This is a genomic window from Winogradskyella wandonensis (assembly GCF_004346845.1).
In the GTDB taxonomy this organism is placed as follows: Bacteria; Bacteroidota; Bacteroidia; order Flavobacteriales; family Flavobacteriaceae; genus Winogradskyella; species Winogradskyella wandonensis.
Genome location: NZ_SMGI01000004.1, coordinates 65,101 through 89,101, shown reverse-complemented (window position 1 = coordinate 89,101; position 24,001 = coordinate 65,101). Strand labels below are relative to the sequence as shown.

24 protein-coding genes and 1 tRNA gene are annotated in these 24,001 nt (G+C 34.3%); 14 read left to right on the top strand and 11 right to left on the bottom strand.

Translation table 11 applies throughout. The features are described 5' to 3' along the window. Positions 1 to 35 precede the first annotated feature (35 nt). The 8 genes from DFQ05_RS11270 to DFQ05_RS11235 all read left to right on the top strand — a co-directional run bounded on the left by DFQ05_RS11270 (position 36) and on the right by DFQ05_RS11235 (position 6,865). Positions 36 to 992 (top strand): L-threonylcarbamoyladenylate synthase, encoded by a 957-nt coding sequence (locus DFQ05_RS11270; RefSeq protein ID WP_132705513.1) that lies wholly within the window; start codon positions 36 to 38, stop codon positions 990 to 992. Between the two features lie 159 nt (positions 993 to 1,151). Next, positions 1,152 to 1,607, top strand: coding sequence for a 50S ribosomal protein L13 (gene rplM / locus DFQ05_RS11265; protein ID WP_132705512.1), 456 nt, complete (start codon positions 1,152 to 1,154; stop codon positions 1,605 to 1,607). Beyond that, complete coding sequence (rpsI, locus tag DFQ05_RS11260) at positions 1,607 to 1,993, top strand: 30S ribosomal protein S9 (protein WP_132705511.1); 387 nt, start codon at positions 1,607 to 1,609, stop codon at positions 1,991 to 1,993. The genes rplM and rpsI overlap by 1 nt, the downstream gene beginning before the upstream one ends. A 218-nt stretch (positions 1,994 to 2,211) precedes the next feature. Beyond that, positions 2,212 to 2,997: a 30S ribosomal protein S2 gene (gene rpsB, locus DFQ05_RS11255; protein ID WP_132705510.1), complete on the top strand. Its 786-nt coding sequence runs from the start codon at positions 2,212 to 2,214 to the stop codon at positions 2,995 to 2,997. 112 nt (positions 2,998 to 3,109) lie between these two features. Further along, positions 3,110 to 4,084 carry a translation elongation factor Ts gene (gene tsf, locus DFQ05_RS11250; protein ID WP_132705509.1) on the top strand — a complete coding sequence of 325 codons (975 nt, stop codon included), beginning with the start codon at positions 3,110 to 3,112 and terminating at the stop codon, positions 4,082 to 4,084. 141 nt (positions 4,085 to 4,225) lie between these two features. Continuing rightward, positions 4,226 to 4,933, top strand: a complete 708-nt coding sequence (pyrH, locus tag DFQ05_RS11245; RefSeq protein ID WP_132705508.1) for a UMP kinase — start codon at positions 4,226 to 4,228, stop codon at positions 4,931 to 4,933. A gap of 47 nt (positions 4,934 to 4,980) precedes the next feature. Continuing rightward, a complete protein-coding gene (gene frr, locus DFQ05_RS11240; protein WP_132705507.1) occupies positions 4,981 to 5,535 on the top strand; it encodes a ribosome recycling factor in 555 nt (184 codons plus the stop codon). A gap of 55 nt (positions 5,536 to 5,590) precedes the next feature. Continuing rightward, positions 5,591 to 6,865, top strand: a complete 1,275-nt coding sequence (locus tag DFQ05_RS11235) for a DUF5686 family protein (RefSeq protein ID WP_132705506.1) — start codon at positions 5,591 to 5,593, stop codon at positions 6,863 to 6,865. Positions 6,866 to 6,871: 6 nt separating this feature from the next. On the opposite strand, the gene DFQ05_RS11230 is transcribed toward DFQ05_RS11235, so the two are convergent. Beyond that, positions 6,872 to 9,562: a hypothetical protein gene (locus DFQ05_RS11230; protein WP_132705505.1), complete on the bottom strand. Its 2,691-nt coding sequence runs from the start codon at positions 9,560 to 9,562 to the stop codon at positions 6,872 to 6,874. Between the two features lie 191 nt (positions 9,563 to 9,753). Between DFQ05_RS11230 and DFQ05_RS11225 the strand changes: the two genes are divergently transcribed. The 4 genes from DFQ05_RS11225 (at position 9,754) to DFQ05_RS11210 (ending at position 15,786) form a co-directional block, all read left to right on the top strand. Further along, positions 9,754 to 12,168, top strand: coding sequence for an efflux RND transporter permease subunit (locus tag DFQ05_RS11225; protein WP_132705504.1), 2,415 nt, complete (start codon positions 9,754 to 9,756; stop codon positions 12,166 to 12,168). A 19-nt stretch (positions 12,169 to 12,187) separates the two neighbouring features. Next, positions 12,188 to 13,621, top strand: coding sequence for an asparagine--tRNA ligase (gene asnS, locus DFQ05_RS11220; protein ID WP_132705503.1), 1,434 nt, complete (start codon positions 12,188 to 12,190; stop codon positions 13,619 to 13,621). An 86-nt stretch (positions 13,622 to 13,707) separates the two neighbouring features. Further along, entirely contained in the window at positions 13,708 to 15,171 is a 1,464-nt protein-coding gene (gene rpoN, locus DFQ05_RS11215) for an RNA polymerase factor sigma-54 (protein ID WP_132705502.1), read from the top strand. 9 nt (positions 15,172 to 15,180) lie between these two features. Further along, complete coding sequence (locus DFQ05_RS11210) at positions 15,181 to 15,786, top strand: hypothetical protein (RefSeq protein ID WP_132705501.1); 606 nt, start codon at positions 15,181 to 15,183, stop codon at positions 15,784 to 15,786. On the opposite strand, the gene DFQ05_RS11205 is transcribed toward DFQ05_RS11210, so the two are convergent. The 10 genes from DFQ05_RS11205 to DFQ05_RS11160 all read right to left on the bottom strand — a co-directional run bounded on the left by DFQ05_RS11205 (position 15,781) and on the right by DFQ05_RS11160 (position 22,299). Then, positions 15,781 to 16,473, bottom strand: coding sequence for a porin family protein (locus tag DFQ05_RS11205; RefSeq protein ID WP_132705500.1), 693 nt, complete (start codon positions 16,471 to 16,473; stop codon positions 15,781 to 15,783). The genes DFQ05_RS11210 and DFQ05_RS11205 overlap by 6 nt on opposite strands. 123 nt (positions 16,474 to 16,596) lie before the next feature. After that, a complete protein-coding gene (locus DFQ05_RS11200; RefSeq protein WP_132705499.1) occupies positions 16,597 to 17,061 on the bottom strand; it encodes an ExbD/TolR family protein in 465 nt (154 codons plus the stop codon). A gap of 5 nt (positions 17,062 to 17,066) precedes the next feature. Next, positions 17,067 to 17,681 carry an ExbD/TolR family protein gene (locus DFQ05_RS11195; RefSeq protein WP_132705498.1) on the bottom strand — a complete coding sequence of 205 codons (615 nt, stop codon included), beginning with the start codon at positions 17,679 to 17,681 and terminating at the stop codon, positions 17,067 to 17,069. 6 nt (positions 17,682 to 17,687) lie between these two features. Beyond that, positions 17,688 to 18,143, bottom strand: coding sequence for a hypothetical protein (locus DFQ05_RS11190; protein WP_132705497.1), 456 nt, complete (start codon positions 18,141 to 18,143; stop codon positions 17,688 to 17,690). Positions 18,144 to 18,152: 9 nt separating this feature from the next. Beyond that, positions 18,153 to 18,923, bottom strand: coding sequence for a MotA/TolQ/ExbB proton channel family protein (locus tag DFQ05_RS11185; RefSeq protein ID WP_132705496.1), 771 nt, complete (start codon positions 18,921 to 18,923; stop codon positions 18,153 to 18,155). Positions 18,924 to 18,996: 73 nt separating this feature from the next. Next, positions 18,997 to 19,084, bottom strand: a tRNA-Ser gene (locus tag DFQ05_RS11180). Positions 19,085 to 19,155: 71 nt separating this feature from the next. Beyond that, on the bottom strand, positions 19,156 to 20,181 hold the full coding sequence (locus DFQ05_RS11175) for an asparaginase (RefSeq protein WP_132705495.1): 1,026 nt from the start codon (positions 20,179 to 20,181) through the stop codon (positions 19,156 to 19,158). Between the two features lie 2 nt (positions 20,182 to 20,183). Then, entirely contained in the window at positions 20,184 to 20,951 is a 768-nt protein-coding gene (locus DFQ05_RS11170) for a TatD family hydrolase (protein WP_132705494.1), read from the bottom strand. A 20-nt stretch (positions 20,952 to 20,971) separates the two neighbouring features. After that, on the bottom strand, positions 20,972 to 21,718 hold the full coding sequence (locus tag DFQ05_RS11165) for a tetratricopeptide repeat protein (RefSeq protein WP_132705493.1): 747 nt from the start codon (positions 21,716 to 21,718) through the stop codon (positions 20,972 to 20,974). Then, positions 21,718 to 22,299, bottom strand: coding sequence for an RNA polymerase sigma factor (locus DFQ05_RS11160; protein ID WP_132705492.1), 582 nt, complete (start codon positions 22,297 to 22,299; stop codon positions 21,718 to 21,720). The genes DFQ05_RS11165 and DFQ05_RS11160 overlap by 1 nt, the downstream gene beginning before the upstream one ends. Before the next feature lie 116 nt (positions 22,300 to 22,415). On the opposite strand from DFQ05_RS11160, the gene DFQ05_RS11155 reads away from it, so the two are divergent. Beyond that, complete coding sequence (locus DFQ05_RS11155; RefSeq protein WP_132705491.1) at positions 22,416 to 22,859, top strand: hypothetical protein; 444 nt, start codon at positions 22,416 to 22,418, stop codon at positions 22,857 to 22,859. 72 nt (positions 22,860 to 22,931) lie between these two features. Next, positions 22,932 to 23,927 (top strand): riboflavin synthase family protein, encoded by a 996-nt coding sequence (locus DFQ05_RS11150; protein ID WP_132705490.1) that lies wholly within the window; start codon positions 22,932 to 22,934, stop codon positions 23,925 to 23,927. The last annotated feature ends 74 nt before the right edge of the window (positions 23,928 to 24,001 follow it).

Genomic DNA, 24,001 nt, shown 5'->3' with positions numbered 1-24,001 from the left:
GGTCGTTTTTTTAAAGTAGCTTTGCATCCAATTTTATGAGCATCATTTCAAAAGACATATCCAAAGCTGTAGCCATCTTAAATGCTGAAGAATTAGTAGCTATACCAACCGAAACGGTTTATGGTTTGGCAGGTAATATTTTTAGCAAAAAGGCTATCAATTCTATTTTTGCTACTAAACAAAGGCCATTATTTAATCCGCTGATTGTTCATATTCCGTCTGTAGAATATCTCGATAAAATCGTTGAGTACATTCCAAAAAAAGCCCAATTATTAGCTGATGCCTTTTGGCCAGGACCAATTACTCTAGTTCTAAAGAAAAAAGCTGTAATCCCTGATTTAATTACCGCCGGGAAAGATACCGTTGCGGTACGTATACCAAATCATCCAACGACATTAGAGCTATTAAAATCTTTAGATTTCCCGCTTGCTGCACCTAGTGCAAATCCTTTTAATCGCATAAGCCCAACGACAGCTCAACATGTTGAAGATTATTTTAAAGACCAAATACAAATGGTTTTAGACGGCGGCGCTTGTAAAAGTGGTATTGAGTCTACAATTATTGGTTTCGAAGACGAAGAACCTATTATTTATAGACTAGGCTCTACACCAATTGAAGCTATAGAAAACGTTGTTGGTAAAGTTGAGATAAAGAATAATAGGGAAAGTGCACCAAAAGCTCCTGGAATGTTAGCGCGTCATTATGCACCAAAGACAAAGACGGTGTTAACAGACAATATTTTAGAGACACTTTATTATTATAAAAACAAACGTGTTGGCTTAATAACTTTTAAATCTGAAATAGAAAACACTAATATAGACGTACAAATTGCGCTTTCTAAAGCTGGTGACTTGACAGAATCGGCTTCAAATCTTTATGACGTTTTACATCAATTAGACGGCATGCAATTAGATGTGATTATAGCAGAAAAATTTCCAGATTTTGGCCTAGGAAAATCTATAAATGACCGTTTAGAACGCGCTACCAAATAAACCTATACAATTCTAATTTTAAAAGCGTTGATTTTCAGCATAAAAAAAGATTAGTTAAGGTTTGGCAATCCAATAAGTTATCGTAAATTTGCAAACTCTTTTTCGGAAGAGGAATGTTTAATCAATTGTACCAAAGTGGTGCAAATAAATCAAATTAGCGTGGATACATTAAGCTACAAAACAGTTTCTGCTAACAAAGCTACTGCTAACAAGGAGTGGGTTTTAGTTGATGCTGAAGGACAAACTTTAGGTCGTTTAGCTTCTAAAGTAGCAATACTTTTAAGAGGTAAGCACAAGCCTAACTTTACGCCACACGTTGATTGCGGTGATAACGTTATCGTTGTAAACGCGGAAAAAATCAACTTAACTGGGAACAAGTGGACAGATAAATCTTATATCCGTCACACAGGTTATCCAGGTGGTCAAAGAAGCCTGACAGCTACTGAAATGTTTGAGAAAGACCCAACACGTCTAGTAGAAAAGTCAGTAAAAGGAATGTTACCTAAGAATAAATTAGGTGCTGTTCTTTTTAGAAATTTAACTGTTGTCGCTGGTGCTGAGCACGCTCACGAAGCTCAGAAGCCAAAGACAATTAATTTAAAAGAATTTAACTAATGGAAGTAATTCACAAAATCGGCCGTAGAAAGACGGCTGTTGCCCGTGTGTACGTTGCCAAAGGAAAAGGTAACATCACGGTGAACAAAAAAGACATGGCGGAATACTTTACTACTGCACCATTGCAGTATAAAGTAAACCAACCTTTAGCCATGACTAACAATGATGGCAACTTTGATATTACTGTTAACGTATATGGAGGTGGTATCACCGGCCAGGCGGAAGCTATACGTTTAGCGTTATCTCGTGCAATGTGCGAACTTGATGCTGAAAACAGAGCAATATTAAAGCCAGAAGGTCTATTAACAAGAGATCCAAGAATGGTAGAGCGTAAGAAATTCGGTCAGAAGAAAGCGCGTAAGAAATTCCAGTTCTCGAAACGTTAATATCCAAACAACACTTAATTCAGAATCTGTTTATTCAGGTTCTGAATTATTTTATTTTATTGAAATCGCTGAATATTTCAGCAAAATTAAAAACCAGTTATTGTTGCCGATGACGCGTTATCACAGTCACGGTTTAGTTTAGCATCTAAATGCTAGAGGTCTTTTAGAACAAAGCCACTTTAGCATTGCTAATTCAACAGAACGTAAACTATTACAAAATGGAAAAAGTAGAAGTAAAAGAATTACTTGAAGCAGGTGTACACTTCGGTCACCTAACGCGTAAGTGGAATCCAAACATGGCCCCTTACATTTACATGGAGCGTAATGGCATCCATATCATCAACCTTTACAAAACTGCAGCTAAGATTGAAGAAACTGCAGAAGCGCTTAAGAAAATTGCAGCTTCTGGAAAGAAAATCTTATTTGTTGCTACTAAAAAACAAGCTAAGGACATCGTTGCTGAAAAAGCAGGTGCTGTAAACCAACCTTACATTACAGAAAGATGGCCAGGTGGAATGTTAACTAACTTTGTTACTATCCGTAAAGCCGTTAAGAAAATGGCATCTATCGATAGAATGAAAAAAGATGGAACATTTAATTCTCTTTCTAAAAAAGAGCGTTTACAAGTAGATCGTCAGCGTGCAAAATTAGAGAAGAACTTAGGTTCTATTTCTGATATGACACGTTTACCAGGTGCGTTATTTGTTGTAGATATCGTAAGAGAGCATATCGCAATTAAAGAAGCTCAGAAATTAAACATTCCAATCTTTGCAATGGTAGATACCAACTCTGATCCACGTCAGGTAGATTATGTTATCCCTTCAAATGATGATGCATCTAAGTCTATAGATAAAGTTTTATCAATAGTAACTTCTGCAATAGCGGATGGCTTAAATGAAAGAAAGTCTGAAAAGGCGGAAAAAGATGCTCCGAAAGCTGATGCTTCGACAGGCTCAGCAGCCGCTAAAAAGGCAGCTCCAGTTGCAGATCAAGAAGAAGAATAAATAAAAGAATTATACAATATTTAAGAGTCGTTTAATTCTTTTCTCTTGCCCTAAGCACCGTCGAAGGGAAACTGAAAATAATTAAGCGACTTTTTCAAATTTTAAACATACTATGGAAAACACAGTAAAAATTACAGCAGCAGAAGTAAACAAGCTTAGACAAGCTACTGGTGCAGGTATGATGGATTGTAAAAAAGCACTAGTAGAAGCTGGTGGTGATTTCGATAAAGCAATCGAAGTTTTGCGTAAAAAAGGTCAAAAAGTTGCTGCAAAAAGAGCTGACAGAGAATCTTCTGAAGGTGCTGCCGTAGCAAAAATTAATGCAGATAATACTAAAGGGATTGCTTTAGTATTAGGTTGTGAGACTGATTTCGTAGGAAAAAACGAAAACTTCTTAAAATTAGCTAGCGAATTAGGTGACATTGCCTTAAACTACGATAATAAAGAGGATTTTTTAGCTGCTGATTTCGGTGGAATGACTGTTGCAGAAAAATTAGTTGAACAAACAGGTGTAATTGGTGAAAAATTAGACATCAATGCATTTGAAGTTTTAGAAGCTGCTTATGTTGGTTCTTACGTTCATATTAATAAAATCGCTGCTATAGTAGGATTTTCTGCCGTTGTAGATAATATTGAAACTTTAGCAAAAGATGTTGCTATGCAAGTGGCTTCAATGGGCGCAACTACATTGTCTTACAAAGATTTTGACCCAGCTTATGTTGCTTCTGAAACCGAAGCACGTATTGCTGCTATCGAAAAAGATAACATCGAATTAGGTCGTTTAGGTAAGACATTAAAAAATGTACCTAAGTATATTTCTATGTCTCAGCTAACTGAAGACGTTTTAGCAGAAGCAGAAGAAGCTGCAAAAGCAGAGTTAAAAGCTGAAGGTAAGCCAGAACAAATCTGGGATAGAATTTTACCAGGTAAAATGGAACGTTTTATATCAGATAACACAACTTTAGATAAAGAACAGTGTTTATTAGACCAGAATTTTATTAAAGACGAGAAGAAAACTGTTGCTCAATACGTTGCTACTTACGGCGAGGTAGAGGTTACAGGTTTTAAGCGTGCTTCTGTAGGATAATTTATTCCTATTTTAAATATTTAAAAAGCCTTCGAATTTTCGAAGGCTTTTTTTTATTCATTAAACTCAACTTCTGTATAAATATTTTGCTTTTAATCCTACTAATAATTGTTTAGCTTTGCTAAACTTTCAAAATAGCAAATGAAATTCAAAAGAGTATTACTAAAACTTTCTGGTGAAGCCTTAATGGGAAATCGTCAGTATGGTATTGACCCAGAACGACTTTCTGAATATGCAAAAGATATCAAGGATATCATAGACAAAGGTGTTCAGGTAGCTATTGTTATTGGTGGTGGAAATATATTTAGGGGTGTTGCTGGTGCAAGTAACGGTATGGATCGCGTTCAAGGCGACCATATGGGCATGTTAGCAACAGTGATCAACGGACTGGCATTGCAAAGTGCTCTTGAAGATGCAGGTATACCAACACGCCTACAATCAGCCATTAAAATTAACGAAGTGGCAGAACCTTTTATTAGACGAAAAGCGCTACGCCATCTAGAAAAAGGCCGTGTAGTCATCTTTGGTGGTGGAACAGGAAACCCTTATTTCACAACTGACTCGGCTGCTGTTTTACGCGCCATCGAAATAGAGGCAGACGTCATTTTAAAAGGTACGCGTGTCGATGGTATTTATAACGCAGATCCAGAAAAAGATACAACAGCTACTAAGTTTGACCACATTACTTTTGACGATGTTCTTCGCAAAGGATTAAAAGTAATGGACACTACAGCGTTTACGTTGAGTCAAGAGAATAAATTACCTATCATCGTCTTTGATATGAATAAAAAAGGTAATTTACTTAAAGTTGTTTCAGGCGAAAATATTGGTACCGAAGTTAACTTATAAAGCTTTGGCTTAGATTTTGATAAACGTCAAATAAATTTTTAAAAACTATGGACGAAGACATTCAATTTATTATAGATACAGCAAAGGAGGCCATGGATGCTGCTATCAAACACTTAGAGAAACAATTCGTAAACATTAGAGCTGGCAAGGCTAGTCCTGCCATGTTAGGGAGTGTTATGGTCGATTATTATGGATCACAGACACCATTAAATCAGGTGGCTAATGTTAACACCCCAGATGGACGTACAATAACGGTACAACCCTGGGAGAAATCTATGCTTCAAGAAATTGAACGCGGTATTATGTTAGCAAATCTAGGCTTTAATCCTATGAATAATGGAGAAACAATTATCATTAATGTCCCTCCATTAACTGAAGAGCGTCGTAAAGACTTAGCTAAACAGGCAAAAGCAGAAGCAGAAGATGCCAAAGTAGGTATCCGTAATGCTCGTAAAGATGCCAATAACGACATCAAAAAAACAGATGTATCTGAAGATTTACAAAAAAATGCTGAAATCGATGTACAAGAACTAACTGATAAATACGTTAGTAAGGTAGATCAAATACTTGGTGTGAAGGAAAAAGAGATTATGACAGTTTAGCAATTTTTAATAGCGCATTCCCTCTTTTTTAATCCATTAACTACAAACTTTAAAAATGCTAAAGCACGTTTTTGCCATAATTTTATTAGGCGCTTCTTCAATAGCTTTAGCTCAGATAGATTCAGAAAAGCAGGTTAAAGAAAAATCAAAAGACTCTTTGAAAAAAAGAGTCTTTTTAGAAAATATAGGTCTGGGATACTTTCCGACTAAGTATTTTAACTTTGATTTACGCTATCTTGTAAAGTATAATCAGTTTGAAGGCTTTAGAACAGGATTGGGAGGTGTTACTAACGAAGAATTCTCAGATAAGTTTAGAATAAACGGATATCTTGTTTATGGTTTTAGAGACGAACGTTATAAATATAGTATAGGTGGAGGCGTAAGACTCAACGAAAAAACAGACACTTGGTTAAATGTGTCATATACTGACGATTTACAAGAAACAGGTAGTTCTAAATTTTCTACAGATAAACGCTTCTTCTCTTTTTTTGAACCACGCCTACTTAATATTGATTTATTTCATAGACACATAACAAAGTCGTTAGCATTACAACATAAAATATCCAATCATTTATTATCAGAAACTCAGTTTGCAATTAGCCGCGTTAATCCAACTTATGATTATACGTTTATAAGCGGTGGCGAAGCATTTAATTCGTTTAGGTTTAGTACAGCGAGTTTAAGTCTACAATGGAGTCCATTTAGTAAGTTCGAATTTCTTAACAATAAAATTGAAGAAACAGTAAATGGATACCCAAAATTTACGGCTCAATTTACTCAAGGTTTTGGCGATGTCTTTAAAAGTGATTTTAATTTTGCCAAAATTGATTTTAGAACAATTCACCAAATAGATTACGACGACGAATCTGTGACTAGATTAACATTAGTTGCAGGATTAGCCTCTGGCGAGACACCTTTAACTCAGCTTTATCACGCTTACCCTAATAATATTAGAAAAGAAACCATTCTTCAGCGTTTCTCTGTGGCAGGACTAAATAGTTTTGAGACTATGTTCTTTAATGAATTTTTTAGTGACCGATTTGCAACATTTCAGTTTAAACACTTTTTAAAACCATTTAATATATCGCAGCGTTTTAGACCTCAGTTGGTATTAATCTCCAGATATGCCATTGGAAATATGAAAAGCATTAATCAGCATCAAGGTATTACATTTGGCACTCTAGATAAACTCTATTCCGAGTCTGGCTTCGAAATAAATAAACTAATCTTTGGATTTGGACTAAGTTTCGCATATCGCTATGGCGCTTATCATCTTCCGTCATTGGGTGATAATTTCGCTTTTAAGTTTACGTTTAATCTGTCGTTGTAAACAATATCAATCTTTACCTTCTTTTACTGTGTATTCAAGAGTTTTGTAGCCTATTTTACCATCTTTAGTTATAGATTCGATAATTACAATAAAGTCTCCTATCTCATCTGAATGACTGTAACTTATGTTTAAAGGTTTTCCTTTCTCATTAGTAACTTTTGGATTCCAATAAATAGTAGACCTAAAATCGGGAATATTGAAACTATTAGGGTCACTATTATCATGTGCTGGTGTATAGAACTCTCTTTCTATTGCAAAAACAGGAATTGTATTAATATCTAGGCCTTTCGAATCATTAATAGCACCGAATAGACCAGTTCCTCTTTTTGTATAAATTGAAATTATACCCCCAAAACTAGGAAATGGGGGTGACGCATTTGGATAAACTCTTAAATATAGATTGGTATAATTTTTAGCTGTTTCTAATACTTCATAACTCTCAACTTCCTCTACTGATATATTTTGAAGAATTGGATAATAAATTGGTCTAACTGGAATACCATCCACCATTATACAAGTCACCTCTCCTATTACCTGAGGAACTAATATACCGTCGTCTGTTGTAACTACATTAACTTTATCTGGAAAGAAATCAAGAAGAACACTGAATAAACCATACGAATAACTCGCTTTTTTTTCTTGAATCGTCTTTCCGTCTATTACAATCTCTGGTTTTCCATAAAGCTCAAAAACTTCTTTACGTTTAGGAGTCATTCTATATCCATCTATTACAACTTCATCTAATTTTGTTACTCCAAATGTTCTTTCAAAATATCTATCAGTTACTTTCTTCTGTTCTCTGTTTTGAATAATAATGCTATCATTAGTAATTTCATTCCTTGAAAAATCAAATTCTATTGGTAATTTTTCCTTTTTATTTATGGAAAAAAAGTAGTCTTTACGCTTTTTGTTTTTACCATTTGCACTCTGAATAGCAATATCTACTGGTTTACCAAACATATCTTCTAATTGAAAAGTGAAACTTGTTGGCGGTATTACTGATTTTGTATATATGGTTTTTTCGTCATTAAAGGTTACAAGCATGACATCTATCTCTTTATCTTTAAACTTTTTATTTCTCACATTTACTATACCAGAGACATTTAACCCTTTTTCTAACTTATTAATTAATTTACCTTTAAGCTTAACATATTTATAATTACGCCAGCCCTGTGTGAGCATTAAATCATCAACATTTAAATTTCCTTCTTCACTAAAATATAGGTTTGGAGATTCTATATTTCCTCTTAAATCAGAGTTCAGCAAAAAAAATGACAATATATTTTCTTTATACAATAAATCTTTAAGTCTTGATTTTTCTAATACTAGAATAGAGCTGCTAGCCTCTATAAGACTATCATTTTGTGATTTATTGAGTATATTTAAACTTATCATGTCTCTTTTTTCATAAACTTGCTTGTCTAAGAATCCGTCAATTATTAATCTTGATGCTTTTAGTTCGTTAAAATATAATCTTTCAGAAATAGGAACTTTATTTTTTCCAAAGACTTTAAAAGAGATTATGCCTTCAGGAAAAGTACTTTTAGGTATTGAAAAAATATAACTACCATTGATTAATCTGGAACTTGAATTAAAATAAGTAACTCCTCTTAATGAAGCCATGAGATTAATTTCTTCATCCTTCATATAATTAGAAAATACTCCAACAGTAATAACATTTCTTATTTCTGATACTTTTAAAACATATCCGAATTTTGAAATATTGGGAAGCGCAAACGTTTCCCCTGTTTTTAATCTTGCCGTGTAGACTTCATGCTCATCCAAGTTGGCTAAAGTAAAATGTCCCATTCCAAGAAGGTTGCTCTTGAAATTTGTTATAACTTCTCCCTTTTGATTTTCTACACTACCTTCTACATAAATACCCTTTCCATTTGAATTTACAGCTTTAAAACCAATTTTACTTGTCAATCCTGAAACAAGCTTACCTCCTTCTGGAAAAAATCTTAGATTAATATAATCGGTATTAGTAGTAAACTGAGTTTGAAAAGTTTTACCTGACCTTGTTAAGATTTTTATACTTGCAAGTTTTGAAGATTTAGAAACTTTTAAATCTAAAATATACTTATCGTTAGATGCTGGATTAATATAAAGCGTATCTCGCTCGTTGTCCACATCTATAAATACTTTCAATGATTTTTTATGTGTTGAATCTATAATCTGAGGGTAGATATCCAATTTATAATGATTATCAAGTGAAGTAGAATCTATACGCCTAATATTACTTATTACTTTTTGCTTAGAGTTAAGTTCATTTTCTGAAAATATTTGAATATATTTTTTTGTTTGAAAATCGTCTTCAAAATTCTTATTCCATTGAGTATAAGCTCTTATCTGATATGCTCCTTCTTCATAACTTCTATCCAAATCAAAATGACCACTACCTATACCATCTGTTGTTTTTATCAGTTTTGATTCTATTATCTCTTTGTCCGAATTGATTAAATCAACATATAAAACACCGCTCGTCATCTCCAAATTATGCAAACTGGCATTTGCTATTATCGCTTTAAACCAAATCGTCTTATCCGTAGTATAAATCTCACTATCTAATTGTAAATAAATTTTTTCCGCATAAGAATTATGACTATTTATTTTTGAATTCTGAGAAAATAAAATTGTACTGAAGAATAAATCTACTACACTTAATAAAAATAAAAAACAAAAATTTGACCTCATAACATTCATTAAATCAAAGTTAATAATGGACTAAAAGTCATGATATTAAGAGTCTGTTAAAATCTAAGGTGTAACAGTCTACGAATTCAAAATTATAAAGACTAGCATTTAATTAAATATTTGTTATTAGGCTTTAATTTTGACAAAGATTCCTAAGGTTTTTTCTACCTTTGCGCCTTATAAATTAAAGCATGTTTAAACTGTTAACAACAGGATTTTGGGAAACTGTTGCGCGATTGATTTTGCGTAATAAAATTGCTATTCTCATTACTGTGATTCTGTATACTATTTTTTTTAGTATGCAGTGGAAACACATGCGTTTTACTTACACAGAAGCAAATCTCTTACCAGATGAGCATGAGGTAAATCTTAGGTACAATGATTTTCTAGAAATTTTTGGAGAAGAGGGCAACCTCATTGTTCTTGGTGTTAAAGATTCTACGCTTTTTACCGTCGATAAACTAAATGCCTGGAATCAACTTTCTGAAGATTTTAAAGCCTATGACGAAGTAGAAACTGTTGTTTCTATTAAAGACTTGCAAAAGCTAGTAAAAAACACCAAAGAAGAAAGGTTTGATTTAGAACCTTTTATAAAAGATTCTATAACATCTATTGCCCAAATAGATAAGCTACAAGATGAGCTTTTTAAAAAGTATCCGTTCTACGACAACTTTTTATTTAATAAAGAAACCAAGACCGTTCGTACTGCGATATATCTAAAAAAAGAAATCGTTAATACACCTCTAAGAAAAGAGTTTGTTATAAAAACGCTGAAAGATAAAATTAAAGATTTTGAAACAAGAAATACTCTAAACGTCAGAGTATCTGGGATGCCTTATATAAGAACACTGAACTCGCAGAATATAGTCGATGAGATTAGCCTATTTATTGGTGCTGCCTTAGGTATTACATCACTGATTTTCTTTTTATTCTTTAGGTCCTTTAGAGCCACCTTTATTTCGTTAATCGTGGTTTGTATTGGTGTAATGTGGACGTTTGGGATTTTAGGCCTTTTAAAGTACGAGATAACCGTACTCACGGCATTAATTCCGCCTTTAATTATTGTTATTGGTATTCCTAATTGTATTTTTTTAATTAATAAGTATCAGCACGAAGTACGATTACACGGCAATAAGGTAAAGTCATTACAACGTGTAATCACCAAAGTGGGTAACGCTACATTAATGACCAACGTAACCACAGCTTCGGGTTTTGCGACTTTTATTTTAACCGAGAGTCAACTTTTAAAAGAGTTCGGTATAGTTGCATCGCTAAGTATTTTGGCCATATTTATATTATGCTTGCTCATCATCCCAATTCTCTACACGTTTTTACCTTATCCAAAGCCTAGGCATTTAGAGCATCTAAACAAAAAATGGATTAACGGATTTGTAGATTGGATGGAACGCATGGTAAAGCATAAAAAAATTACCATTTATGTTACGGCATTAGTACTACTGATTGTAAGTCTTCTAGGTATTAACAAAATCATTATTTCTGGTAGTCTTATTGAAGATATGCCCAAGAAAACTGAATTTTTTAGCGACATCCGTTTTTTCGAATCCGAGTTTAATGGTATAATGCCATTAGAGATAATGATTGACACCAAACGTAAAAAGGGTGTTATGAAGCTTGCCACCATTAAACGAATGAACGAACTCGAAGAATTAATTGAGGAAATTCCAGAACTTTCAAGACCAATTTCGGTAGTTAGCTTAGTAAAATATGCCAAGCAGGCATATACTAATGGAAATCCGAAGTATTATCAACTTCCTACGAGTCAAGAAAATTTATTTATAAGTTCTTATGTAAAGAAGTCTTCTTCGGATGTAGATTTACTTAAAAACTTCGTCGATAGTACAGGACAATACGCCCGTATAACTACGTTTATGAAGGATATAGGCACCGATAAAATGGAGCGTATCGAGGAAGACCTTCAGAATAAAATAAATAAAGTTTTCCCAAAAGAACGTTACAATGTTACCATGACCGGGAAAGCGCTAGTTTTTCAAAAAGGAACAAAATACTTAGTCCGGAATTTAGTTATTTCTTTAACGCTAGCTATTATACTTATCTCGGTGTTTATGGCATATATGTTTAGATCGGTTAGAATGATTGTCGTTAGCTTAGTGCCAAATTTACTACCGCTATTAGTAACCGCCGGTATGATGGGTTATTTGGGTGTCCCTATAAAGCCTTCTACAATATTGGTGTTTAGTATAGCCTTCGGTATTTCTGTAGATGATACCATTCACTTTTTAGCAAAATACAGGCAAGAATTACAAGCCAATCACTGGAAAATACGCAAATCTGTTTATGCAGCGCTAAGAGAAACTGGTGTTAGTATGTTTTACACGTCGATTGTATTATTTTTCGGATTTTCAGTATTTACTATTTCAAGTTTCGGCGGTACTGTTGCTCTTGGTGGTTTAGTTTCGGCAACTTTGTTATTTGCCATGCTATCTAATTTATTATTATTGCCATCTCTACTCTTATCTTTGGAAAGAAGTATAGCCAATAAAGAAGTACTTAAAGAACCTGCAATAAATATTATTCCAGATGATGACGAAGAAGAAGAAGACGTAGTCTCGGAAAACAAAAATTAAGATTTAAAACAAATTAAAAATGAATACTAAATCTGTTTCAGAATTATTAGCACAAGACATTACATTACAAGACGTAAGCGTAAAAGGATGGGTACGTACATTTAGAGCTAATCGTTTTATAGCGCTTAACGACGGCTCAACTATAAATAATATTCAGTGTGTTGTTGATTTTGAAAATTTTGACGAAGCCTTACTTAAACGAATCACAACAGGAGCTGCATTGCATGTTACTGGAGAATTGGTAGAGAGTCAAGGAAAAGGACAAAAGGTTGAAATAATTGTAGCTTCAATAGAAATTCTTGGTGATTCAGACCCAGAGAGCTATCCTATTCAACCTAAAAAACACTCTTTTGAGTTTTTAAGAGAAAACGCTCACTTACGCACCCGAACAAACACATTTAGTGCTGTTATGCGATTACGTTCAGCCTTATCCTTTGCCATCCACAAATATTTTACAGAAAACGGCTTTTATAATATGCACACACCGATTATTACGGGAAGTGATGCAGAAGGCGCAGGAGAAATGTTTCGTGTAAGTACGTTGGAGCCAAAGAATCCACCGTTAACGGATGAAGGTACGGTAGATTATAAACAAGATTTTTTTGGTAAAGAAACTAACTTAACCGTTTCTGGACAATTAGAAGCAGAGACTTATGCCATGTCGCTAGGTAAAGTTTATACCTTTGGACCTACCTTTAGAGCGGAAAACTCTAATACATCTCGTCATTTAGCGGAATTTTGGATGATTGAACCAGAAGTAGCTTTTATGGATTTGGCAGGCAATATGGATTTAGCCGAAGACTTTTTAAAATCTGTTATCGATTACGTATTAGAACACAATAAGGAAGATTTGCAATTCTTAGATGAGCGCTTGTTTAACGAAGAAAAAACGAAGCCGCAGGCAGAACGTAGCGAAATGCGTTTAATAGAAAAACTAAAGTTTGTTACCGATAATAACTTTAAACGCGTTAGTTATACAGAAGCAATAGATATTCTCAGAAATTCTAAACCAAATAAGAAAAAGAAATTTAAGTATTTAATTGAAGAATGGGGTGCAGATTTACAATCGGAACACGAGCGTTTTTTAGTTGAAAAGCACTTTAAATGTCCTGTAATTTTGTTCGACTATCCCGCAAATATCAAAGCATTTTACATGCGTCTAAATGAAGATGGAAAAACAGTAAGAGCCATGGATATCCTTTTCCCTGGAATTGGAGAAATCGTAGGAGGTTCTCAACGAGAAGAACGTTTAGAGGTGCTAAAACAAAAAATGGCAGCCTTAGATATTCCAGAAGAAGAATTATGGTGGTATTTAGACTTACGTAAGTACGGTACAGCTGTACATTCTGGCTTTGGATTAGGTTTTGAACGTCTTGTTATGTTTGCAACAGGCATGAGTAACATTAGAGATGTGATTCCTTATCCGCGAACGCCTCAAAATGCAGAATTCTAAAAAAGATTAAAATTTTGAGAAAACAATCTAAGAACGGTATAGTTTTAGATTGTTTTTTTATTTTTAACTAAATCCTGTACCAACCCATGTTAAAGCAGTATCTACAATTTAAGTTATCACAAAAGCTATCACCTCAGCAAATACAACTCATGAAGTTGATTCAGCTGCCAACTCAAGCTTTTGAACAACGTCTTAAGCAAGAACTAGAAGAAAATCCTGCTTTAGATACTGGAAAAGAAAGTGAAGCAAAGGACAATGAATTTGACGAATTTGATAATACGCAAGACGATTATAACGATAACGAAACTATAGATGCTGGCGATATTAATGTAGACGAATATCTTAGTGATGATGAAATACCAGATTATCGTACTCACGCTAACAATTATAGTGCAGACGATGACGAAAAATCAGTACCATACGCATCAGGCACATCATTTACGCAACACTTAACCAATCAGTTAAACACCTTCAGACTTAGTGACCAAGAATATGAAATAGCCCAATTTTTAGTCGGTAGTGTAGATGAAAGTGGTTACATAAGAAGGTCCTTATCCGATATTACTGATGATTTAGCGTTCACTCAAAATGTATATACTACAGAGGACGAAGTAGAAAAAGTTTTAGGTATCGTACACCAACTCGATCCAGCTGGTGTTGGGGCTAGAAATCTACAAGAGTGTCTAAGTATTCAACTCCATAGAAAAGAGCAAGATCCTGATGTAGAATTAGCAACGAGTATTATTGATAACGCTTTCGAACAATTTACTAAAAAGCATTATAAAAAATTGCTTCAAAAATTTAGTATTACAGAGCAGCAATTAAAAGATGCTATTGAAGAGATTGAGAGTCTCAACCCAAAACCTGGCGGTTCTTATTCTGGTAATAATAGAATTGTGGAGCACATTGTACCAGACTTTGCTATAAAAATCGTAGATGGCGAGTTAGAGCTAACACTTAATGGTAGAAACGCTCCGGAGCTACATGTCTCTCGCTCTTATAACAATATGCTAAAAGGCTATAAAGAATCTAAAGAGAAATCTAAAGCCCAGAAAGACGCTGTACTTTTTATAAAACAAAAATTAGACGCTGCTAAATGGTTTATAGAGGCCGTAAAACAACGCCAGCAAACGCTTTTTGTTACGATGAGCGCGATAATGCACTATCAAAAAGAGTATTTTTTGACGGGTGATGAGCGTATGCTAAAACCGATGATTCTTAAAGATATTGCGGATGAGATAGATATGGATGTCTCCACAGTTTCTCGTGTAGCTAACAGTAAATACGTAGATACACCTTATGGCACAAAATTGATTAAAGAGTTTTTCTCCGAGTCTATGACCAATGACCAAGGCGAAGAAGTCTCTACAAGAGAGATTAAAAAAATCTTAGAAACTGTTATAGAAGAGGAAGACAAAAAGAAACCACTTACTGACGATAAATTGGCGAAAATCCTGAAAGAAAAAGGGTATCCTATTGCTAGAAGGACTGTTGCAAAATACAGAGAGCAACTAGATATTCCTGTAGCCCGACTTCGAAAAAAGATATAAATTACTTTTATGGATTTTGTGCTAAGAAGTATATCATATGTATTGCATCCTTTAATTATGCCACTATTAGGTGTTTTGTTTTATTTTTCTAAAACGCCTAGATTTATTCCGCAGCCAATACAATACGCTAAGATTTTCTCTACCATATTACTCACTATTATTTTACCGCTACTCGTTTACTATTTATTAAAAACACTTAATAAAGTTAATAGTATATATCTAAAGTCAACGAACGAGCGGAAGCTACCATTACTAATTAATTCAGTAATCATATGCTTGGTAATTTCTAGGGTATTTACATCTAACGAAATTGTCGAGCTCTATTTCTTTTTTGTAGGTATTCTAGCTTCGACAATAGCGTGTTTTGTATTAGTAATTTTTAAGATAAAAGCCAGTATACATATGCTAGCAGCAAGTGGCTTTTTTATGTTTGCTATAGCACTTGGTATACACTACCAAATAAATATTAATGGTACTATAGCACTAATGATGATACTCCTTGGTGCAATAGCTACATCTAGACTTCATTTAAAAGCACATACATATCCAGAGTTAATTATCGGTAGCTTAACAGGATTTATACCTCAGCTATTACTCTTAAAGTGGTGGCTATAAGATATAAAACATAATGCCCACCTTTAAGGCCTTAGCGTCAATAGAATTTCCATTTAGACTAGCATTACCATCGAATATTGGATTTAAAGCGCAATAAACCTGAAAATTCCAAGTACCATAACCAGCGCTAAGTGTAAGCCCGTACTGAAACTTATTAAAGATATCTAGATTTGACAACCGCTCATCGGTAGCGTCACTTTTTAGTTTGGTAGAATTGTAGACCAAATAACTGAATTTAAATCCTGGATAAATACGCCAAAACTTATAGTCTGTTGCATTCGATGTTCGCCAACGCAACTCAAACGGAACATCAATCAGATAGGTGGTAAACTTATTCTTAGTTACATTACCCAGCTCAAGGTCGTTTTGTAAAGCAAAGTCTACTACATTATTATTTTCTCTAATAACAAGATTTTGATTATACGAATTCGACGATATTCCAAGTCCAATCCCTAAGGCCCAATTTCGTTTTGGATTTATGGGCATATCTCTTATAAATCCAAAATGGAAGCCAGTAGAGAAGCCGTTTTGACTTACTCCTTTTGGATTATTAGAAAGTGCATTATATGTTATTGATGCATAAAATTGATCTTCTCTATACTTATTATCCACCTCTACAGCCAAACTGTCCTGCGCTAAACAAGCAATAGAAACTAAAAATAAGAATAGGCTAGTGTAAAACTTCATTATATAGAAAGATTTAAAAATTATGTGCTATTTACGTAAAGCTATTAAAATATGTTGACGCAATCCAATAAAAAAAGCGTTATGATAATAACCATAACGCCTTTTATTAAAAATTAAGATATATTATTCTTCTTTTTTCTGACCTGTAACGTACATTATCTTAAGGGCATTAGCTTCTCTAAGCTCTTGCTTAACGTCAGAAACAATACCTGCATTAGTGTTCTCGTCTACCTTAAGTGCAACAACAACTCTGTCTTTTAACTCTTCAGGAAGTGTTCCAATATACTCGTAAACTGCAGGCTGTATGGCATCTAAATCCACGAATGAGTCGTTAATCTGGATACGACCTTCAGTACCAAACTGCTTGTATTGGCTACTTGGCTTACCAGCATAGATAAACATAGTTCTGTCTTTCTTAAGCTTCTCTATTTCTGTTGCACTAGGAAGCTTGTTTTCTACCATTGTAGAGTTATCTCTCATTACAGTTGCAACCATAAAAAAGAATAATAACATAAATACAATGTCTGGTAAAGATGCCGTCGATATCGCCGGTAAATCACCACCTTTTTTCTTCTTAAACTTAGACATACTAATTAACTTTTATCTGGTTCTGCCTCAGAGAGCTTCATAGGATACATGTCCTTAATTCTCTGGATATCTGCGTTTAACTTTTCATCCTTGTTAAACTGATTCTTTTCTTTTTCCTCAAGCATCGACGCAAACGAACGATTAAAAATTCGCTGTGCTTCTCTTTCTCTTAAGAAATTATAGGCTGCTACTAATTCGTTTTGCACTTCTATGTATCTACCGTAGGTAGTTTCTCTATCGTGCTTCAACGTAATAATTGCTTTATCTGGATGATCAGAAGACTCTGGGTCTTTTTTCCCTCTGCAGTAATCACAAGATTCTCCTTCAGGATTAACGCCTCCTCCATTGTCTAAAAAGTCAATGGCAGCTTGTCTTAAATCTTTAATATCCATTTCTTCTTCCTCAACCAAAAGACGGTCGTCTCTATTCACCAAAATTGTAAACAAATTCTTTTGCTTTATAATTGGTGGTTCAGTCTGTGAGTCATCGATAGGCGGTAAACTTCTTAAGATACCTTTATCCTTTTCAATGGTTGTTGTAACTAAGAAAAAAATCAATAGTAAGAATGCAATGTCAGCCATTGAACCGGCATTAACCTCTGGTGCTGCTCTTTTTGCCATAATTTACTATTTACTTAATACTTTTTTTACTCCTGAAAAAATCATTGATATTGCTGCAACAACAATTAAGATATAGAACGCGATTAAACCACCTCCTACAAGTTTAGATTGTCCTGCAGTTGCCATTTCGTCACCTGATTTGTATAAACCTAGTTTAAATGATTCGTCTTCACCTGTTGCTAATACGAAATACGATACTAAAAGCACAGCTGCAAAAGCGCCTACTCCTATTAAGGTATTCTTTAATCCTGATGGATTAATGAGTATATTTCTAAAGATGAATATCACTACGGCTACCACTGCGGCCGCTAATATAGCATAAGCTACATAGGCCATAGGGTCTACTAAGCCAGCTTTCTCACCACTCTTGATTGCATCATCTCCAGCAGAAATAATTCTAACTAGGAATACAATTCCAAGAACGCCAACAATAGCGGCTACTATTTTTAATATTTTATGCATAATGTGTTCTTATTTTTTGTGTCTTACTAATAAATCCATCAATGTGATAGATGAGTCTTCCATATCGTTTACAATACTATCAATCTTAGCGATAATATAGTTGTAAAAAATCTGAAGGATAATAGCCACAATAAGACCAAATACTGTAGTTAAAAGTGCTACTTTAATACCACCTGCTACTAAAGAAGGCTGCATATCACCAGCTGCTTCAATTTTATCGAAAGCCTGAATCATACCTATTACCGTACCCATGAAACCAAGCATTGGTGCTAAAGCGATAAATAATGAAATCCATGAAACATTCTTTTCTAACTGTCCCATTTGTACACCACCATAAGCTACAACAGCTTTCTCAGCAGCGTCAATATCTTCATCAGCTCTATCTAGACCTTGGTAAAAAATAGAAGCTACAGGCCCTTTTGTATTTCTACAAACTTCTTTTGCTGCCTCGATGCCTCCTGATGCTAAAGCGTCTTCAACATTCTGAGTTAATTTTTTACTGTTAGTTGTAGAAAGATTTAAAAAGATAATTCTCTCGATAGCAATTGCTAGACCAAGAATTAAACATAATAAAACAATCCCCATAAATCCAGGACCACCTTCAATAAATCTCTTTTTTAATTCTTGATGAAACCCAGTGTCTTCAGCTGCTGCTGGTTCTTCTTGAGCTACATTTGTAACGGTTGCTGTTGCTGATGCTACTGCTGTTGTTGCATTTGCATTAACAGTTCCAATAACCATTAAACACGTAATGGCTAGGATAGAAAATAATCTTTTCATTGTCTTGAATCTTAATTTTATTAGTTAAAGGGTTAAAGATAAAAAAAATATGTAACAATATAAGAAATAACAGCAGAGAGGAAGGGATTCGAACCCTCGAAACGCTTTTGGCGTTTACACACTTTCCAGGCGTGCGCCTTCGACCACTCGGCCACCTCTCTGTAAATCTTAAAAATTACAGAACGCCAAATAACAAAAAAAACTTCAAACACTAAAATTTGAGGCGTTAATTTTATGTCATTTCACCGCGTAAAGCTGTTTCGAAAATCGATTGAAAATTTAAAGGACTAATATTTTGTCCGATGAGATACATTAACTTGGTAATTGCGGCTTCTGTTGTAATATCTTTTCCTGATATAACTCCTACTTTTTCTAGATGTGCGCTTGTTTCATATTGCCCCATCCTAACACTTCCACCAGCACATTGCGTTACGTTTACAATGTATATGCCTCTCTTAATTGCTTTATCTAATAATTCTATAAACCAGCGCTCTGTTGTTGCATTTCCGGCCCCATAAGTTTCAAGCACTAATCCTTTAATAAGTTTACTAGTTAGTACAGCCTCTAGAATTGGCTTTGAAATACCAGGAAATAATTTAAGTATCGCTACATTAGTATCTAGGCGTTTATTAACCTTTAAGTCTTGCCCAAGAATAGGCTTTAATAAGTAGTCTTTGTTTATATTAAGATGTACTCCAGATTCTGCTAGATTAGGAAAGTTAGGCGAGGTGAATGCTTGAAAATGCTCTGCATTTATTTTTGTTGTACGATTTCCTCTATACAATTTATACTCAAAATACAAACCTACTTCTTTAATAAGGGGATTACCATGCTTTTGAAGCGATGCTAATTGGATTGAAGTGATTAGATTTTCTTTTGCGTCTGTTCGTAAATCTCCTATTGGTAATTGAGACCCGGTAAATATTACTGGCTTTGCCAAATTTTCTAGCATAAAACTTAATGCAGATGCAGAATAACTCATCGTATCACTACCATGCAACACCACAAAACCATCAAAAGTCTTATAGTTATCCTTAATGATATCGGCAATATCACACCAATATTTGGTATTCATGTTAGAGGAATCTATTGGTGTGTCAAAAGAAACCGTTTCAATATTACAATCTAATAAGCGTAACTCTGGTATTCGCTTTAGAAGGTTATTAAAATCGAAAGCCTTTAGAGCACCTGTATCAGAGTCTTTAACCATACCAATGGTACCGCCTGTATATATTAAAAGAATGTTTGGTTTGCTCATATTTAAATACCAAAAATGGCTTTAGAATTTTCTGTTGTTATTTTGGCTATTTCTTCCTCAGAAATACCATATAATTCTGAAAGCTTTTCTACGACCTTAATTATATAAGAACTTTCGTTTCGTTTTCCTCTGTAAGGTTTAGGCGCTAAGTAAGGCGAGTCGGTTTCTAAAACTATGTGTTTTAAATCTATTTGATTGATAAACTGGTCTATCTTTCCATTTTTAAAGGTTACTACACCGCCGATGCCTAATTTCATATTATAGGATATGGCTTGTTTTGCCTGCTCTATAGTTCCTGTGAAGCAATGAAATATCCCGAATAAATCGTCACTCTTTTCTTCTTCTAAAACTTGAAAAATTTCATCAAAAGCTTCTCTACAATGTATTACAATCGGAAGCTTATATTTTTTTGCTAAGTTAATCTGATGTTTAAAAGCTTCTATCTGAATAGGTAAGGTACTTTTATCCCAATACAAATCTATTCCTATTTCTCCAACGGCATAAAAACTTCGTTTTTTGAATTGCGCTTCGACATGTGCTAATTCGTCCTTGTAGTTTTCCTTAACAGACGTAGGATGTAAACCCATCATTAAAAACACCTCGTCGGGGAAATCAGCTTCTAGCTTGTACATAGATTCTGTGTAGCTAGAATCGATTGCTGGGATAAAAAAGCGTTTTATATTGGCATCCTTTGCTCTGGCTATCATAATATGCCTGTCTTCGTCAAAGGATTCGCTATATAAATGTGTGTGCGTATCTGTAATAACCATGTAGCAAAAATAAGCATCTTTTAGTCTAACTTATTAATTAGCTTTTGCGCTTTTTTGTAGGCTTCTGCATCTTCAGGAATTTTTTTAAGTAAGCCAATACATGCTTGGTCATCATTTTGCTTTAGTTTACTTAAAGCTGCATACCATAAGGCGTCATATTTATAAGCTGATTGTCCTTTGGCAATTTCATTAAGACTTTCATCTGCCTCCTTAAATTTGTCTTGTTCTATTTGGCTAATGGCTTTGTAAAGTTTTACTTCAATATTTTCAGTGTCAGTTTTAAGAATTTGGGTAAAGTAGGTTTCAGCAGCTTCAAAATCCCTATTATTAAAAGCCTTTTGCGCTTTGGTAATTACATCTTTTGTATTTCCTCTGACGGTTAAACTAATTGCATCATGATTTGAATAATCATTGTAATCTGCATCTGAGAAGGTGTTAAAAATAAACAGTCCTAAAAATACAGCTACCGATGCTGCTATTGCTAATTGACTTATTCTAAATGTTCGTGACGTCTTTGTTGGTTGAGTCTGCTTCTTCTCCTTTTTAAAATAGTTTTGAGAAATCGATTTGAGGTTTTTTTCGAACTCTTTTGAAGCATGATTATCATCTAGACTATGCTCTAGAAATCCAGACAATTCTCTGTAAGTTTCAAAAGCCTCTTTAAAATCGTCGTCTGTGCTTAACTTTTCTTCAAAAGCTAAAAGATCTTCTTGAGATAAAGATTGAGACAAGTAGATATCGAACGCTATGTAATTTTCTTCTTTCATTATAACTTAAGCTGGTTAAATTTGGGCGATTTACGCACCATGTCGGTTAATTTACCAATGCATAAGGATTTTTTCTTTCTGGCATAAGCGTACGTTACGCCCAAACTTTCGGCAACTTCTTCCATAGATTTTATCTTAAAAGTTGCTTTAAGCAAATCCTTACAAGCATCACCTAATTGCTTAAACATCTCGGAAAATAAAGCTTGTTTTTCTCCAAAAAGGTCGGTTGCAAAGGCTAATTCTTGTGCATTGTCACTTATAGATACCGTGGACTCATTAATTGTTACCTCTTTATTGTAATTTTTTTTGAGATAGTTTAACCACTTACGTTTACAGAGTAGAAAAAAATAGGCGTCAAAAGGACAAGTAAGCTTTAGTTTTTTTTGACTTGCCTGATTATATATAGTAATAATTACATCTTGCACAATGTCCTGAGCCTCGTCTGTACTCCCGCTATTCTGCTCTATATAGTTAACCACTTTGGGCACATACTTGTCATAGATAGATTGTATAACAAACGAATTGTTTTGTAACAATCCGGTGATGTATTTCTGATCTTCATGAATTTTTTTTTCGCCCACTACCCCTTGTATTTTCTACTAATTTAAAAAAACTTTAAACAAATAGGGTAACAATTTTAAGCGTATGCTGATATAAGGTTGTAACAAGAAAATTAATTCATTAAAAATTAGAAATCATGAAACAATCAATTTTAATTATTAGTACAGTAGTATTATCAGTCTTAAATATTAATGCTACAACCTTAGAAACAACTTCTGCCACAGGGATTGTTGAAACAGAAATTACAGAAAGCCACATCACTAAAGTTTATGAGTGGTCTGTAAAAACAATGTCAGGTAAAAGCTCTGGAACATCATCTAACCTTGAAGACGCAAAAGAGATGATTGCACTTTTTAGCCGTAACGAAGCTGTCCTAGAAAAAAAGATTACAAGCTATTACATGTTAAAATCTGAAGCTAAGAATACAGATAACAGAATTTACTACTGGGAAGTTAAATCTACTAACGGTAATGCCAAAGGATTCTCTTCTTCTGAGAGTAAAGCAAGAGAAATAATAGACCTAGTATCTAAAGGAGAAATCATTAGCTATAAAATCATAACAAGCGGAAAAAGAAAATAAAAACAAAAAAACAGGGTAACAAAACAATTACCCTGTTGATATAAAAATGTAAAACATTAAAAACTAGAAATTATGAAGACTATTAAATCAATTTTCAAAACCTTAATAATCACAGCAATCACATTTACAAGTTGCGAATCATCAGACGACAGAGATAACGACTGCGATGGTGTAGTATGTAATCCGGCCTCAGCTGCAGAATTTCAAAATCTAAAGGAAAACGCTCGTGAAGCTTTAAAACAAGATTTTCAACTTACTGTTGAAGACGGCATTACAACACTAACAACAGCAAATGGTGTAAGTGTTAGTATTAACGGCGCTTGCTTAACTGTAAATGGTAGTCCTGCAACAGGCATAATAGATGTAGAGCTTATTGAAATTTTTGACAAAGCCAATATGCTAAAAACCAATAGAACAACTTTAGGTACATTACCAGGAGGCGATAAAGCAATGCTTTTAACAGGTGGTGAGTTCTTAATTGAAGCTTTTCAAAACGGAAACGAAGTTGTAACTAACTGTCCGTTAGAATTACAAATACCATCTAACCTTACTGGAGGTACTGACCCAGCAATGGAACTTTGGACAGGAAGAGTAGATGAAAATGACAATATCACTTGGGACGAAATGGAAGGTGGTCCACAAGGTATGGGTGGCGAAGTTTTCTCTGAAGGTGGTCAGTACTACGCGTTTTTTAATGACTTTGGATGGAGTAATGTAGACCGTTTCTATAACGACCCAAGACCAAAAACTACAATCTTGGTTGCTCCTCCTGCTGGATACGACAACACAAATAGCGCCGTGTATATTTCATATGACGGTGAGGATACAGGACTTGCTAATATGGATGTTTACGACCCGGTTGACGGATTATTTAGTGAGCATTACGGACAAATTCCAATAGGATTAGAATGTCACGTTATTTTTGCTGCGCCAAATGACACTGGTGGATGGGTGTATCATATTCAATCAGTGACAATTGCGGCTAATGACCAGATTATGTTTAATGCTGGCGACTTAATCTCGGCTACAGATGCTGAATTAACGAGCGCCATAAATGCCCTACCATAATTCTTAATCTGGAAGAGCGGTGACTTTGGTCACCGCTTTTTTTATATCTTTAAATGCAATCAATTCAATATAAT